Origin of the sequence: Streptomyces sp. NPDC015661, assembly GCF_043077765.1 — a bacterium.
Classification (GTDB): domain Bacteria; phylum Actinomycetota; class Actinomycetes; order Streptomycetales; family Streptomycetaceae; genus Streptomyces.
This window is the reverse complement of record NZ_JBIBST010000003.1, coordinates 300,809-314,321: the sequence shown is the minus strand read 5'-3', so window position 1 is coordinate 314,321 and position 13,513 is coordinate 300,809. Positions and strand designations below refer to the sequence as shown.

General features: G+C 73.5%; 12 protein-coding genes. 7 read left to right on the top strand and 5 right to left on the bottom strand.

Going from position 1 to position 13,513, the window contains the following annotated elements; all coding sequences use genetic code 11:
* Window positions 1–88: 88 nt before the first annotated feature.
* The 3 genes from ACF07V_RS09895 to ACF07V_RS09885 all read left to right on the top strand — a co-directional run bounded on the left by ACF07V_RS09895 (window position 89) and on the right by ACF07V_RS09885 (window position 4,769).
* The gene (locus ACF07V_RS09895; RefSeq protein WP_041128868.1) at window positions 89–712 is read left to right on the top strand and encodes a GntR family transcriptional regulator; all 624 of its coding nucleotides are present in this window, start codon (window positions 89–91) and stop codon (window positions 710–712) included.
* Window positions 713–1,015: 303 nt separating this feature from the next.
* Window positions 1,016–3,721, top strand: coding sequence for a pyruvate dehydrogenase (acetyl-transferring), homodimeric type (gene aceE, locus ACF07V_RS09890; RefSeq protein ID WP_392152839.1), 2,706 nt, complete (start codon window positions 1,016–1,018; stop codon window positions 3,719–3,721).
* Window positions 3,722–3,806: 85 nt separating this feature from the next.
* Window positions 3,807–4,769, top strand: a complete 963-nt coding sequence (locus ACF07V_RS09885) for a helix-turn-helix transcriptional regulator (RefSeq protein ID WP_392152838.1) — start codon at window positions 3,807–3,809, stop codon at window positions 4,767–4,769.
* Here the strand turns inward: ACF07V_RS09885 and ACF07V_RS09880 are convergent.
* A complete protein-coding gene (locus tag ACF07V_RS09880) occupies window positions 4,760–5,686 on the bottom strand; it encodes an SDR family oxidoreductase (protein WP_392152836.1) in 927 nt (308 codons plus the stop codon). The genes ACF07V_RS09885 and ACF07V_RS09880 overlap by 10 nt on opposite strands.
* 99 nt (window positions 5,687–5,785) lie before the next feature.
* Between ACF07V_RS09880 and ACF07V_RS09875 the strand changes: the two genes are divergently transcribed.
* A complete protein-coding gene (locus tag ACF07V_RS09875) occupies window positions 5,786–6,307 on the top strand; it encodes a DUF4240 domain-containing protein (protein WP_392153422.1) in 522 nt (173 codons plus the stop codon).
* A 36-nt stretch (window positions 6,308–6,343) separates the two neighbouring features.
* On the opposite strand, the gene ACF07V_RS09870 is transcribed toward ACF07V_RS09875, so the two are convergent.
* Window positions 6,344–7,177 carry an SDR family NAD(P)-dependent oxidoreductase gene (locus ACF07V_RS09870; protein ID WP_392152834.1) on the bottom strand — a complete coding sequence of 278 codons (834 nt, stop codon included), beginning with the start codon at window positions 7,175–7,177 and terminating at the stop codon, window positions 6,344–6,346.
* Window positions 7,177–7,971, bottom strand: coding sequence for an SDR family NAD(P)-dependent oxidoreductase (locus ACF07V_RS09865; RefSeq protein ID WP_392152832.1), 795 nt, complete (start codon window positions 7,969–7,971; stop codon window positions 7,177–7,179). The genes ACF07V_RS09870 and ACF07V_RS09865 overlap by 1 nt, the downstream gene beginning before the upstream one ends.
* Window positions 7,972–8,090: 119 nt before the next feature.
* On the opposite strand from ACF07V_RS09865, the gene ACF07V_RS09860 reads away from it, so the two are divergent.
* The gene (locus ACF07V_RS09860; protein WP_392152830.1) at window positions 8,091–8,747 is read left to right on the top strand and encodes a TetR/AcrR family transcriptional regulator; all 657 of its coding nucleotides are present in this window, start codon (window positions 8,091–8,093) and stop codon (window positions 8,745–8,747) included.
* Here ACF07V_RS09860 and ACF07V_RS09855 read toward each other — a convergent pair.
* Window positions 8,736–9,236: a GNAT family N-acetyltransferase gene (locus tag ACF07V_RS09855; protein WP_392152829.1), complete on the bottom strand. Its 501-nt coding sequence runs from the start codon at window positions 9,234–9,236 to the stop codon at window positions 8,736–8,738. The two genes, ACF07V_RS09860 and ACF07V_RS09855, sit on opposite strands and share 12 nt — an antisense overlap.
* Before the next feature lie 38 nt (window positions 9,237–9,274).
* On the opposite strand from ACF07V_RS09855, the gene ACF07V_RS09850 reads away from it, so the two are divergent.
* Complete coding sequence (locus ACF07V_RS09850) at window positions 9,275–10,195, top strand: TIGR01777 family oxidoreductase (protein ID WP_392152827.1); 921 nt, start codon at window positions 9,275–9,277, stop codon at window positions 10,193–10,195.
* 183 nt (window positions 10,196–10,378) lie between these two features.
* Window positions 10,379–11,740, top strand: a complete 1,362-nt coding sequence (locus tag ACF07V_RS09845; protein ID WP_392152825.1) for an NAD(P)/FAD-dependent oxidoreductase — start codon at window positions 10,379–10,381, stop codon at window positions 11,738–11,740.
* A gap of 233 nt (window positions 11,741–11,973) precedes the next feature.
* On the opposite strand, the gene ACF07V_RS09840 is transcribed toward ACF07V_RS09845, so the two are convergent.
* A complete protein-coding gene (locus ACF07V_RS09840; RefSeq protein ID WP_392152823.1) occupies window positions 11,974–13,431 on the bottom strand; it encodes a regulator in 1,458 nt (485 codons plus the stop codon).
* Window positions 13,432–13,513 lie beyond the last annotated feature (82 nt).

Sequence of the window (13,513 nt, the reverse complement as noted above, 5' to 3'; positions counted from 1 at the left end):
TCACCTGCGGCGCCCCCGCCCGGAAGTGTTTCCGGACGGGGGCGCCGCCGTATTGTCTAAGGGTCAACACTCCCCGAGGAGCCGCTTCATGACCGTCCCCGTCGTCCACTCGCTGCGCGAGCAGATCCGCGAGCACATCGTGGAGGGGATCGTCAGCGGCCGCTGGAAGCCGGGCGAGCGCATCGTGGAGCGCCGGATCGCGACGGAGCTGGAGGTCTCCCAGACCCCGGTCCGTGAGGCGCTGCGCGAGCTGGAGTCGCTGCGGCTGATCGAGTCGGCGCCCAACAAGGGCGTCCGGGTCCGCAACCTCACCGCGGCCGACCTGGAGGAGAGCTACCCCGTACGCGCCGGTCTGGAGCAGATCGCGGCCGAGCTGGCGGCCGGGCGGCTCGCGGCCGACTGCTCGGCCCTGGAGCCGCACGTGGCGGCCCTGTACGAGGCGGACGCGGCCATGGACGGTACGGCGCAGGTGCGGCACACCGTGGCCTTCCACCGGGAGCTGGTGAAGGCGGCCGGGAACGGCGTCCTGCTGCACACCTGGGAGACGCTCGGCATCGAGGTCTTCACGGCCCTGTCGATCCGCTGGCTGGGCACGGTCCAGAAGTCGTACGCGGAGGAGCACCAGGAGCTGGTGGAGGCCTTCCGGCGGGGCGACCCGAACATCGGTGCGCTGGTGAAGGCGCATGTTCTGGGCTGCGCGCCGCGAGCCTGAGCCCTTTCCGTACGCACAGTGAGCGGGTCCGTGCCGTCGACGGGCCCGCTCATTCGTGCGCGCACACCCTCAGACAACCGGCCTCACCTGCGAAAACAGGACAGAAAACAAGGCACCGGGTGCCCGCTTCCCTGGCACCCTGTGCCTACTTTCTCGATCTGAAGAGGTTTTCACCTTCAACCCTTTGATCGATCATCGATCGCCGGTTTACAGTCTTCGGCGGGCCGTCACCCGGCCCTTCGCCCTGTCCTGCCAGACATGGCCCCATCTCCACCCCCTACCCCTGTCCGGAAGGCGGCGATCATGACCGATCCCGTAGGCAAGATTCCGAGCGAGCTCGACCAGCTCCCGGACCGTGACACCGAGGAGACCGCCGAGTGGGCGGCCTCCCTGGACGCCGTCACCAAGGCCGCCGGCCCCCACCGGGCCGCCTACCTGATGCGCCGTACGCTCCAGCACGCCGAGGGCGCGGGCCTCGCCCTGCCCAAGCTCCTGGAGACGGACTACGTCAACACCATCCCCACCTCCGCCGAGCCCTCGGTCACCGAGTTCGGCGGCGACGAGGAGATGGAGCGGAAGATCACCGCGTGGAACCGCTGGAACGCGGCCGCGATGGTCACCCGCGGCTCCAAGCACGGCGTCGGCGGCCACATCGCCACCTTCGCCTCCGCGGCCTGGCTCTACGAGACCGGCTTCAACCACTTCTTCAAGGGCAAGGAAGCCGACGGTTCCGGCGACCAGCTCTACATCCAGGGTCACGCCTCCCCCGGCATCTACGCCCGCGCCTTCCTCGACGGGCGCCTGAACGAGGCCCACCTCGACAACTTCCGGCAGGAGTCCGGCGGCAACGGCCTGCCCTCCTACCCGCACCCGCGCCGCCTCCCCTGGCTGTGGGAGTTCCCCACCGTCTCCATGGGTCTGGGCCCGCTCTCCGCGATCTACCAGGCGCGCTTCAACCGCTACCTGACCAACCGCTCCATCAAGGACGTCTCCGCCTCGCACGTGTGGGCGTTCCTCGGTGACGGCGAGATGGACGAGCCCGAGTCGACCGCGGCCCTCGCCCTGGCGGCCCGCGAGGGTCTGGACAACCTGACCTTCGTCATCAACTGCAACCTGCAGCGCCTCGACGGCCCGGTCCGCGCCAACTTCAAGATCGTGCAGGAGCTGGAGGCCCAGTTCCGCGGCGCCGGCTGGAACGTCGTGAAGTCGCTGTGGGGCAACGCCTGGGACGAGCTGTTCGCGCTCGACACCACCGGCGCCCTCGTCCGCCGCCTCCGCGAGGTCCCGGACGCGCAGGTCCAGACGTACCAGACCCGCGACGCCGCCTACATCCGCCAGGACTTCTTCGGCAAGGACCCGGCGCTCGTCGCGATGGCGCAGCTGCTGTCCGACGACAAGATCCTCGAGTGCTTCCACCTCTCCCGCGGTGGCCACGAGCCGCGCAAGGTGTACGCCGCGTACAAGGCCGCCCTGGAGTTCAAGGGCGCGCCGACGGTCATCCTGGCGCAGACCGTCAAGGGCTTCACCCTGGGTGAGGGCTTCGCGTCGAAGAACGCGAACCACCAGATGAAGAAGCTGACGACGGACGAGTTCAAGAACATGCGTGACCTTCTTGAGCTGCCGATCTCGGACGCCCAGTTCGTCGACGGGCAGGTGCCGTACGGCCACCCCGGCGCCGACTCCCCCGAGGTCCGTTACCTCCAGGAGCGCCGCGCGGCCCTCGGCGGCCCGGCCCCGGCCCGTCGCACGCACCCGCTCGCCCCGCTGCCGGCCCCGGCCGAGAAGGCCTTCGCCGCCTTCGACAAGGGCTCCGGCTCGCAGTCGATGGCCACGACGATGGCGTTCGTGCGACTGATCAAGGACCTGATCCGCGACAAGGAGACCGGCAAGCGCTGGGTCCCGATCGTCCCGGACGAGGCCCGTACCTTCGGTATGGAGTCGCTGTTCCCGTCGCTCGGCATCTACTCGCCGAAGGGCCAGACGTACGAGCCGGTCGACCGCGACCAGCTGATGTACTACAAGGAGGCCGTCAACGGCCAGATCCTGAACGAGGGCATCACCGAGGCCGGCTCGATGGCCGACTTCATCGCCGCGTCCACCGCGTACTCCACGCACGGTGAGGCGATGATCCCCTTCTACATCTTCTACTCGATGTTCGGCTGGCAGCGGACCGCCGACCAGATGTGGCAGCTCGGCGACCAGCTCGGCCGCGGCTTCCTCGTCGGCGCGACGGCCGGCCGCACGACCCTGACCGGTGAGGGCCTGCAGCACGCCGACGGCCACTCCCCCGTCATCGCGGCGACCAACCCGGCGGCGCTGACGTACGACCCGGCGTTCGCGTACGAGGTCGCGGTCATCGTCAAGGAGGGTCTGCGCCGGATGTACGGCGAGGCCGCCGAGGGCGAGGACCAGAACGTCTTCTACTACCTGACGGTCTACAACGAGCCGATGCCGCAGCCGGCCAAGCCGGCCGGGATCGACGAGGGCATCGTCAAGGGCCTCTACCGCTTCAACACGGCCGAGTCGGCCGGCCTGGAGCTCCCGGCGAACGCCTCCCGCATCCAGCTGCTCTCCTCCGGCACGGCCATCCACTGGGCCCTGGAGGCGCAGAAGACGCTCGCCGAGGAGTGGGGCGTGGCCGCCGACGTGTGGTCCGCGACCTCCTGGACGGAGCTGCGCCGTGACGCCCTGGAGGCCGACGCGGCCCTCCTGCGCGGCGAGGAGCAGGTGCCGTACATCCGCAAGGCCCTGGAGGGCATCGACTCCCCGGTCCTCGCGGTCTCCGACTACATGCGCCAGGTCCCCGACCAGATCGCGCAGTGGGTCGAGCAGGACTACTCCTCGCTGGGCGCCGACGGCTTCGGCCTCTCGGACACCCGTGAGGCGGCCCGCCGCCACTTCGGCGTCGACGCCCAGTCGATCGTCGTCGCGGCCCTGGCCCAGCTGGCCCGCCGCGGCGAGGTCCGGGCGACGGCCGTGAAGGAGGCGCGCGAGCGCTACGGCCTGTAAGGGCCTCCCATCCGTCCGAGGGGCCGCTTCCGTACGCACATACGGAGGCGGCCCCTCGGCGCGTCCGTACGGCACTCTGGTGGGCATGCGTGCCGCCCGCCTCATCAAGATGGTCCTGCTCCTGCAGAACCGGCCGTCCATGACCGCCGCCGAACTCGCCGCCGAGCTGGAGGTGTCGGAGCGGACCGTCACCCGGGACGCGCTCGCCCTGTCGGAGGCGGGGGTGCCGGTGTACGCGGACCGGGGCCGGGCCGGCGGGTACCGGCTCGTCGGCGGGTACCGGACGCGGCTCACGGGGCTCGCGCGCGGCGAGGCGGAGGCCCTGTTCCTGTCGGGACTGCCGGGCGCGCTGCGGGACATGGGCCTGGAGGACGCGGCCTCGGCGGCCCGGCTCAAGGTGTCGGCGGCGCTGCTGCCCTCGCTGCGGGACGCCCACGAGTCGGCGGCCCGGCGCTTCCATCTGGACGCGCCGGGCTGGTACCAGGAGCCCGAGACGCCGGAGCTGCTCGCGCCGGTGGCCGAGGCGGTGTGGGACGACCGGTGGGTGTCCGCCCGCTACCGGCGCGGGGACGGCGAGGAGGTGGAGCGGGAGCTCCAGCCGTACGGCCTCGTCCTCAAGGCCGGGGTCTGGTACGTGTGCGCGCGCTCGGGCTCCTCCTTCCGTACGTACCGGGTGGACCGGTTCACGGCGGTGGCCGTGGGCGAGGAACGCTTCGACCGGGACCCGGTCTTCGACCTGCCCTCCTTCTGGGAGGAGCGGGCGGCCGAGTTCGCCCGGTCGATCCTGCGCGCCGAGGTCGTCGTACGGCTGACGGAGGCGGGGGCCCGCAGGCTGCCGTACGTGACGGACCGGACGGCCGCCGAGGAGGCGCTCGCGGCGGGGACCGCCGAGGACGGCCAGGCGCGGGTGGTCCTCCGGGTGGAGAGCGAGGAGGTCGCCGTCGGTCAGCTGCTGGGTCTGGGCCCGGAGGTGGAGGTGCTGGCCCCGGCCGCGCTCCGCGAGCGGTTCGCGGAGGCGGCACGGGGCATGGCGGAGCGCTACCGGTAGTCGGCCACGTCCGGCTTCCCGGTCTCGCCCGCGAGGATGAAGCCCCAGGCGTCGGGCCGCGAGCCGTCCGCGTCCGTGAAGCCGTACTCCTTCGCCAGCTGCCCACTGGAGAGGGACTGTCCGGTCCAGCGGTTCCGGTCGGGGTCGGCCGCGAGGGCGGCGACGGCCCGGCCGACGTACACCGGGGACTCGGAGATGCCGAAGTCGGGGAGCTTCTCGGTGGCGTCGCGCCAGTTCTCCTCGGTGACGCCGAAGCCGGCGAGCATCTGCTCGGACCTGAGCCAGCCGGGGGTGACGGCGACGGCCGTCCCGCCGTACTCCGCCAGCTCCTCGGCGAGCCCGAAGGCCATCCGGATCGGGGCGTTCTTGGTGAGGTCGTAGTAGAGGTTCTCGCGGAAGCGGGTGTTGTTGTACGCGGCGGTGCCGTCGGTGACCTCCACGACGAACCCGCCGGGGTTGCGGATCAGCAGCGGGACCGCGAGGTGCGAGGTGATGGCGTGGGTCCGTACGCCGAGTTCGAGCATCCGGAGGCCGTCGGCGAGGTCGAGCTCCCAGGTCTTCTTGCCGAAGGACGGGCCGACGAGGTGTTCACCGCCCCACACGTCGTTGACGAGGACGTCGAGCCGGCCGTGCTCGCGGTCGATCCGCTCGACGAGGGCCCGGACCTGCTCGGGGTCCAGGTGGTCGGTGGGGACGGCGATGCCCTCGCCGCCGGCGGCCGTCACCAGTTCGGCGGTCTCCTCGATGGTCTCCGTGGCGCGGCCGACCTCGCTGAGGTTCTCGCGGGTGGTGCGGCCGGTGACGTAGACGGTGGCTCCGGCCGTGCCGAGCTGGACGGCGATGGCCCGTCCGGCGCCCCGGGTGGCCCCGGCGACCAGGCAGATCCGTCCGTACAGGGGTGCGGTTTCAGTCGTCATGGACGTCAGCCTGTCAGGAAAACACGACATCTTCTGTCCGGATTCATTTCGGGCTTTCCGGGTGCGTCGGACTCCCCGAGCCACGATGCTGGTGCCGTGATGGACGAGACCGAGTTCTGGGAGCTCATCGACGCCACCCGCGAGGAAGCCGAGGGCGACCCCGAGGAGCAGGCGGATCTGCTCGTGGAGCGGCTGACCCGGCTTGACCCCGACTCGGTGCTCGACTACGCGCGCCATTTCGAGGCCCGTTTCAACCGCGCGTACCTCTGGGATCTGTGGGGCGCCGCGGCGGTGCTCTTCGACGGGGCGGGCGAGGAGACCTTCGACTCGTTCCGCTGCTGGCTGATCGGCCAGGGCCGGGAGGTGTACGAGGGGGGTGTGCACGAGCCGGACGCACTGGCGGAGCTGATCGGCGACTTCGACGTGGAGATCGACGGGGACGGCGAGGAGATCGGCTTCGCGGCGGACGAGGCGTACGAGGCGCTGACCGGGGCCGAGACCCCCGACCTGGGCATTCCGATGCCGGGCGGGGAGCCGTTGGGCGCCCCGTTCGACCTGGAGGACGACGACGTGCTCGCGGCCCGGTTCCCCCGGCTGTGGGAGCGCTTCGGGACGGTGTAGGGATCCCGGGGGCGGGGCCCCCGGGATCGACACGGATCAGCCCGGCTGGAGCCGCGGGTTCTCCTGGCCGAGGATCATGTCCGTGCGGGGCCCGAGCGCCGGGAAGAGCTGCTCGGGCTGCGGGATCGCCCAGTACTTGCCCTCCGCGACCATCTCGAAGACCCGCTCGGCGTGCTCCTCGGGCGTGAGCCCGTGCTCGTCGGCCAGCGCCTGGAGCTGGTCGTTGAAGGCCGCGATCTCCGGCGGGGCGGTCTCTCCGGGCCTGGCGGCCTTGAAGATCTCGCTCTTCACCGAGCCGGGCGTCACGACGGACACCTGGATCGGGGCGCCCTTCATCTGCATCTCGTAGTGCAGCGACTCGGTGAGGGCGAGCGTGCCGAACTTGGTGACGCTGTACGGGGCCATCAGCGGGCTCGGCAGCAGGCCGCCGATCGACGAGACGTTGACCACCCAGGCCTTCTCGCCGCGCTCCAGCATGCGCGGGACGAAGGCCCGGATGCCGTTGACGTACCCGCCGATGTTGATCCGGAGCATGGCGTCCCAGCGCTCGGCCGGGATCTCCCAGGAGTAGCCCATGGCCATGATCCCGGCGTTGTTGACGAGCAGGTCGACGGCGCCGTGGCGGGTGTGGGCGGTGTCGGCGAGGGCCTCGACGGAGGCGGGGTCGGCGACGTCGGTGACGACGGCGGTGACCTCGGCGCCGGTGGCGGACAGCTCGCCCGCGAACTCGGCGAGCCGCTCGGCGGCGATGTCGGCGAGGACCAGCTTCATGCCGAGCCCGGCGGCGTGCCGGGCGAGGCCGGCGCCGATGCCGGAGGAGGCTCCCGTGATGACGGCGGTGCGGCCGTGGAAGACCTCTGCGGCGGTCATCAGAAGTGGGTCCCGCCGTCGATGCGGACCTCGGTGCCGGTGATGAACCTGCCGTCCTCGGAGGCGAGCATCGCGACGACGCCGGCGACGGTCTCGGGGCCGGCGAAGCCCTGGCCGAGGGCGGGGGCGAGCTTGGCGAAGAGGGACCAGTCGGTGTCCTCGGGCAGGCCGGGGCCCTGGGACTGCTTGGAGGCGCCGGAGCCGTCGGTCATGCCGGAGGAGATGGAGCCGGGCTGGACGGCGGTGAAGCGGATTCCCTGCTTGGCGTACTCGGCGGCGAGCGCGTGGGTCATGGACTGGATGCCGCCCTTGCTGGCCGCGTAGGCCGCCATGTAGGGGTGGGCGAACATCGCGGAGGTGGAGGAGAAGTTGACGACGGCGGAGTCGTTGCCCTCCAGGAGCGCCGGGATCGCCTCGCGGATCATGAGGAAGGTGCCGGTGAGGTTGATCCGGATCACCTGCTCGAAGGAGTCCAGGCTCGTCTCGTGGGTGTGCGAGGAGCGCAGGATGCCGGCCGCGTTGACCAGGACGTCCAGACCGCCGAGCGCCTCGACGGCGGCGGCCACGCCGGCCCGTACGGAGGCCTCGTCGCCGATGTTCACGACGACGGTGGTGAGGCGGTCGGCGGCGTCGCCGGCCTTGGCGACGGTGTCCTTGAGGCCGTCCTCGCTGATGTCGGCGGCGACGACACGGCCGCCCTCGGCGAGCAGGCGCAGGACGGTGGCCTGGCCGATGCCGGAGCCGCCGCCGGTGATGAGGGCGCGGCGTCCTTCGTAACGGGTCAGCTGGTTCATGTCGGCAACCTCTCGATGTCAAGCTTTCCGGGGATGCCGCCACCGTACGCCCGAGTGGCACGTTTTGCCACACCTGCACGTCATGCACGTTCGGCAGTCGCAGGCGTACGCTTCGTGGAGTGAGCACCAAGCCCGAGGGCGCCACGCCCCCCACCCCCTCCCTGACGGAGCGCCGCAAGGCCGCCACCCAGCTGGACATCGCACGCGCCGCCGCCGAACTCTTCACCGAGCGCGGCCCCGACGGCACCACGGCCGAGGAGATCGCCCGGCGGGCGGGCGTCGCCCTGCGCACCTTCTACCGCTACTTCCGCTCCAAGCAGGACGCCGTCGCCCCGCTCCTCGCGGGCGGCGCCGACCGCTGGCGGGAACTCCTCGCCGCGACGGGACCGGGCGCGGGCGTGCCCGAGGCCCTGGAACGCTCGATCGCCGCCTCGCTCACCCCCGGGACCGAGGCGGAGGCGGAGGGTCTGCGCTGGACGCGCGGGCTGCTGCGGGCCGCCGCCGAGGACCCCGCCCTCCGGGCCGTCTGGTACCGGGTCAACCAGGAGTCCGAGGAGCGGCTCCGCGAGGTCGTCGCCGGGCTCGCCGGCCCGGACGCGGACCCGCTGGAGGTACGGCTCGCGGCGGCGGCGGCCACCGACGCGATCCGGATCGCCCTGGAGAGCTGGGCGGAGACGGACGCGCCCGTGACCGGCACCGGAGCCCCGGCCGCCCTCGCGGTGCGCTGCCTGCGCGAACTGATGGGCGGGATGCGGCTGCTGGCGTCAGAGCAGTGACCGGCCCATGAGCACGTCGTCCACGTACGCCCCGTCGAGGAAGATCTCCCCCGGCAGCACGCCCTCGACCGCGAAGCCCTCCGAGGCGTAGAGCGCGCGGGCCGGCGCGTTGTGCCCGAGGACCCGCAGGGTGATCCGGACGGCACCCTGCTCCCGGGCCCGGTCCATGGCGGCCCGCAGCAGCGCCCGGGCGACGCCCCCGCCCCGGGCGTGCCCGGCGACGGCGAGGCCCTGGATCTGGCGGACGTGCGCGGTGACGGCGAGCGGGGTCGGCGGCGCCACCCGGACGTAACCGACGACCGCTCCCCCGCGCACGGCCACGAGGTAGTCCCCGGGCAGATGGCGCTCGTCGAAGAAGGGCGCGCCCGGCTCCGGGGCGGGCATCACGGCGTGAAGGGTCGACCAGGTCGTTCGGTCGAGCTCCGCGAGCGCGGCGTCGTCCTCAAGCACGGCGGTACGTATGCGTATCTGCGTCTCCGGCACGATCATGACGGCCACTGTGCCACGCGGCCGCGCGGGAGGGCAGGATGGTGACCATGCAGCGTTCCGCCATCCGCAAGCGTGTCGCCGTCACCGGCGCCTCCGGGCTCATCGGCTCGGCCCTGGTCCGCTCCCTGCGCGCCGACGGCCACGACGTCCTCCGTCTCGTCCGCCGCCCCGCCCGGACCGCCGACGAGGTCGAATGGGACCCCAAGCGGCTGTACGTGGACGCCGCCGGGCTCGTCGGCGTCGACGCCGTCGTCCACCTGGCGGGCGCCGGCGTCGGCGAGCGCCGCTGGAACGAGGCGTACAAGAAGGAGATCAGGGACAGCCGGATCCTCGGCACGACGGCGATCGCCCAGGCCCTCGCCTCGCTCGCCGACCCGCCGGAGACGCTGGTCTGCGGCACCGCACTCGGCTGGTACGGAGACACCGGCACGCGCGCGGTGGACGAGAGCGCCCCCGCCGGCACGGGCTTCCTGCCCGAGGTCTGCGTCGAGTGGGAGGCCGCGGCCGCCCCCGCCGAGGAGGCCGGCATCCGGGTCACCTATGCCCGCACGGGCCTGGTCGTGGCCCGCCAGGGCGGCGCCTGGGGACGCCTCTTCCCCGTCTTCCGCGCCGGGCTCGGCGGGCGGATGGGCGACGGCCGCCAGTACTGGTCGCACATCTCCCTCCACGACGAGGTGGCCGCCCTGCGCCACCTCGTCGACACCCCGTCCCTCTCGGGTCCGGTGAACCTGACGGCCCCCGAGCCCGTCACCAACCGCGAGGTGACGGCGGCGATGGGCCGGGTGCTGCGCCGGCCGACCCTCTTCACCGTCCCCGCGCCCGCCCTGAAGGTGGTTCTCGGCGACTTCGCGCAGGACGTGCTGGGCAGTCAGCGGGTGCTGCCCGGGCGGCTGTTGGAGACCGGTTTCGGTTTCGCCTTCCCGACCATCGACGAGGCGATCCGGGCGGCGCTGCGCTGACACCCCCTCCCCGAGGTGCGCTCCCCCGTGCTGCGTGCACCCCGCCGCGCGCGGGCCGACTTCCGTACGGCCGCTGCCTAGGCTCGACGCCCACCGTTCGATACGAACGCGAACTCGGGCATTCCGGGGGCCTGTTGGGGGCATAAGGCCTCCCACCGGCGGCGCCGACCTGGGGAGGGGAACGTGCTCAGTACCGCAACCAGCGCACAGCACAGGGACGTCGTGGAGGCCGTCGACGTCGTCATCGTAGGAGCCGGGATCGCGGGGCTCGCCGCCGCGCGCCGGCTGACCGGCGCCGGGCTCGCCGTCGCCGTCCTGGAGGCGGAGCCGCGGGTCGGCGGCCGGCTGGCCACCGACCGCGCCGACGGCTTCCTGCTCGACCGGGTGGGCCCGCTGCTCACCCTCTCGCCCGAGGAACTACGGGCCACGCCGGGGCTGTCCGGGCTCGCGCTGCGCCCGTTCGCCCCCGGGGTGCTCGTCCACAGCGACGGGCGGTACGCGCGCTGGGGCGTCCCGCACCCGCGCCGGGCCGCCGGCCACCGGGGCGGCGGGGTCCACCGGGGCGTGGGGGGAGCGTTCAGCGTGGCGCGCGCCCTCGCGAGCGCCCCCCGGAATCCGGCCGCCTCGCTCGACCAGGCGCGGCTCGGCGCGTCCCTCGTCCGGCTCGCCGCGACGCCGACGCAGCGGCTCCTCGCCCGGCCGGAGCGGACCGCCCGGGAGGCCCTGACGGCCCGGCTCCCCGCCCGGACGGTGCAGGGGGTCCTGCGGCCGCTGCTCGCCGCGCTCCTCGCCGACCCGGACCTCTCCATGTCGAGCCGTCAGGCGGACCTGGCGCTGCGGGCCTTCGCCCGGGGGCGGCCGGCCGTCCCCGAGGGCGGTTCCGCGGCGCTCCCCGAGCGGCTCGCCGCCGCGCTGCCGCCGGGCACGGTCCGGACCGGCGTCCGGGTCACGGACATCTCGGTCTCCCGGGTCACGACGGCCGAGCACGGGGTCATCGGCTGCCGCTCGGTCCTTCTGGCGACGGGCGCGCGGACGGCGGCGTCCCTGCTGCCGGGCCTGCGCGTCCCCGCCTTCCACCCGGTCACGGTCCTCCACCACACGGCCCCCGTGGCGCCGACCGCGGACCCCACCCTGCTCCTGGAGTCCGACCCGGGCGGTCCGGTGGCGCACACGGCGGTGATGAGCGCGGTGGACCCGGCGCGGGCGCCGGGCGGCCGGGCCCTGATCACGTCGACCGTCCTCGGAACCCCCCCGGACGACACGGAACGCCGAGTCCGCAAACACCTGGCCACGCTGTACGGGACGTCGACGGACGACTGGGAGCTCCTGGCCCTCCACCACACGCCGGAGGCGGTCCCGGCGATGCGGCCCCCGCACGACGCGCACCGCTCGGTCCGGCTGCTCGCGGGCCTGTACGTGTGCGGCGACCACCGGGGTACGAGCACGGTCGGCGGGGCGCTGACGTCGGCCCACCGGGCGACGACGTCCCTCCTGCGGGACCTGGGCGTCCGCACCCCCTCGAAAGAACCGAACGCAGCGGCCTGACACCCCGGGGCGGCGCCCCCGCCCACGCCGTCGTGGGCAGGCGTTCCGCAAGGGGCGGTGCCCACCCGCCCGTGTGGGCACCGCCCCGGACGGGCGCGGGCGCATACGGGCGGGTGGGCACCGCCCAGCCCGGCGCGGGCACACGCGGCGGGTGGGCGGGGGCGCCGGTCGGGTGCGGGCGCCGCCCCCCGGAGGCCGGGTCCGCGTGGGTGCGGGCGCCGGGCGGGGGCGGGTTAGGTGATGGCTGCCACGCGGTCGCGGTACGTGCGGGCCGCCGCCGCGTCGCGGTACGGCTCCAGCCGCCGCTCGAAGTCGCGGACGTACTCGACCGCCCGGGCCGACCGCATCTCCGAGGCCTGCTGCGCCGCCTCCGCCCCCAGCGCGCACGCCTGGTCCAGCTCCCCGAGGGCCAGCCGCGACGTCGCCAGGACCACGCGGCAGAAGAGGCGGCTGCGGGCGAAGCCGGGCGCCCTGAGCTGGAGCGCGCGCTCCGCGTGCTGCGCGGCCGGGCGGTACTGCTGGAGGTCCCGGTGGCAGTGCCCGAGCTCGTCGGCGAGCTGCGCCTCGTCGAAGTGTCGGGCCCAGTAGGGGACCTCGTCGCCGGGCCGGGCCGCCTCCAGGGCCCGTTCCGCCCGGACCAGGGAGGCGCTGCAGGCCCGCGCCTCGCCGAGGACCGCGTGGCCCCGCGCCTCGACGGCGTGGAGCATCGCCTGGACGACGGGCGGCGCGGCGGGCCCGACGCCCTGCTGGGCGACCCGGGCGAGCTGTACGGCCTCGCGCCCGTGGCCGAGGTAGACGGCCTGGCAGCTCATGGTGAGGAGCACGTACGAGCCGTACGCCCGGTCCCCGGCGGCCTGGGCGAGCCGCAGCGCCTGGACGAAGTAGCGCTGCGCGAGGCCGTGGGCGGCGATGTCGTACGAGGTCCAGCCCGCGAGCCGGGTGAGGTCGGCGGCCGCGGCGAAGAGGCGGCGCCCGGTGCTCTCCCCGTACGTGCCGCGCAGCATCGGCTCGGCCTCGTGCTCCAGGTAGCGCACGAGGGCCTGCCGGGCGTGTCCGCCGCCGTAGGCGTGGTCGAGGGTGCGGAAGAGTTCGCCGACCGAGCGGAGGGCGGCGATGTCGCCGCTGGAGACCCGCTGTCCTGGCCCCCTGTCCGTACCGCGCTGGCGGGGCACCGAGAACCGTCCCTGGGGCGGGACCCGGGGGTCGTGCGGGGGCGCCGCCGGGGTGGCCGGCTCGCCGCGGGCGACCCGGTCGTCGGCGCGGCCGATGAGCCAGTCGCGGCTGGGGACGACGAGGCCGGCCGGGGTGAAGGCGATCTTGCGGAGTTCGGCGTGGCTGCCGGAGTCCTTGCGCCACAGTCCGCTGACGATGTCGACGGCCTCCTCGGGGGTGGCGGCGAACTCCAGGCCCGCGTAGACGGGCGCGCAGGCGTCGAGGCCGAGGTCCTGGGCGGAGAGGCGGCGGCCGAGGCGGCGGGTGAAGACCTCGGCGATGAGGGCGGGGGTGGTGCCGCGCGGCTGCTGACCGCGGAGCCAGCGGGTCACGGAGGTCTTGTCGTACCGCAGGTCGAGGCCGTGTTCCAGACCGAGCTGGTCGACCCGTCTGGCGAGCCCCGCGTTGGAGAACCCGGCTTCGGCGATGAGCGCGGCGAGCTGGCGGTTCGGGATGCGCTGCGGTGGTCGTTCCGTCATCAGCTGTGCGGTCTCCTGCCTTCCGGGTCCGGGCGGCAGTCCCGTCGGACCCTCATGGAACGGCGTGAATTTAGCGGTCCTC

Excerpts from the sequence above, each read along its gene's own strand:
- ACF07V_RS09840 (WP_392152823.1), bottom strand. The coding sequence starts at position 13,431 with ATGACGGAACGACCACCGCAGCGCATCCCGAACCGCCAGCTCGCCGCG.
- ACF07V_RS09885 (WP_392152838.1), top strand. The coding sequence starts at position 3,807 with ATGCGTGCCGCCCGCCTCATCAAGATGGTCCTGCTCCTGCAGAACCGG.
- ACF07V_RS09855 (WP_392152829.1), bottom strand. The coding sequence starts at position 9,236 with ATGATCGTGCCGGAGACGCAGATACGCATACGTACCGCCGTGCTTGAG.
- aceE (WP_392152839.1), top strand. The coding sequence starts at position 1,016 with ATGACCGATCCCGTAGGCAAGATTCCGAGCGAGCTCGACCAGCTCCCG.
- ACF07V_RS09895 (WP_041128868.1), top strand. The coding sequence starts at position 89 with ATGACCGTCCCCGTCGTCCACTCGCTGCGCGAGCAGATCCGCGAGCAC.
- ACF07V_RS09880 (WP_392152836.1), bottom strand. The coding sequence starts at position 5,686 with ATGACGACTGAAACCGCACCCCTGTACGGACGGATCTGCCTGGTCGCC.
- ACF07V_RS09870 (WP_392152834.1), bottom strand. The coding sequence starts at position 7,177 with ATGACCGCCGCAGAGGTCTTCCACGGCCGCACCGCCGTCATCACGGGA.
- ACF07V_RS09865 (WP_392152832.1), bottom strand. The coding sequence starts at position 7,971 with ATGAACCAGCTGACCCGTTACGAAGGACGCCGCGCCCTCATCACCGGC.
- ACF07V_RS09875 (WP_392153422.1), top strand. The coding sequence starts at position 5,786 with ATGGACGAGACCGAGTTCTGGGAGCTCATCGACGCCACCCGCGAGGAA.
- ACF07V_RS09850 (WP_392152827.1), top strand. The coding sequence starts at position 9,275 with ATGGTGACCATGCAGCGTTCCGCCATCCGCAAGCGTGTCGCCGTCACC.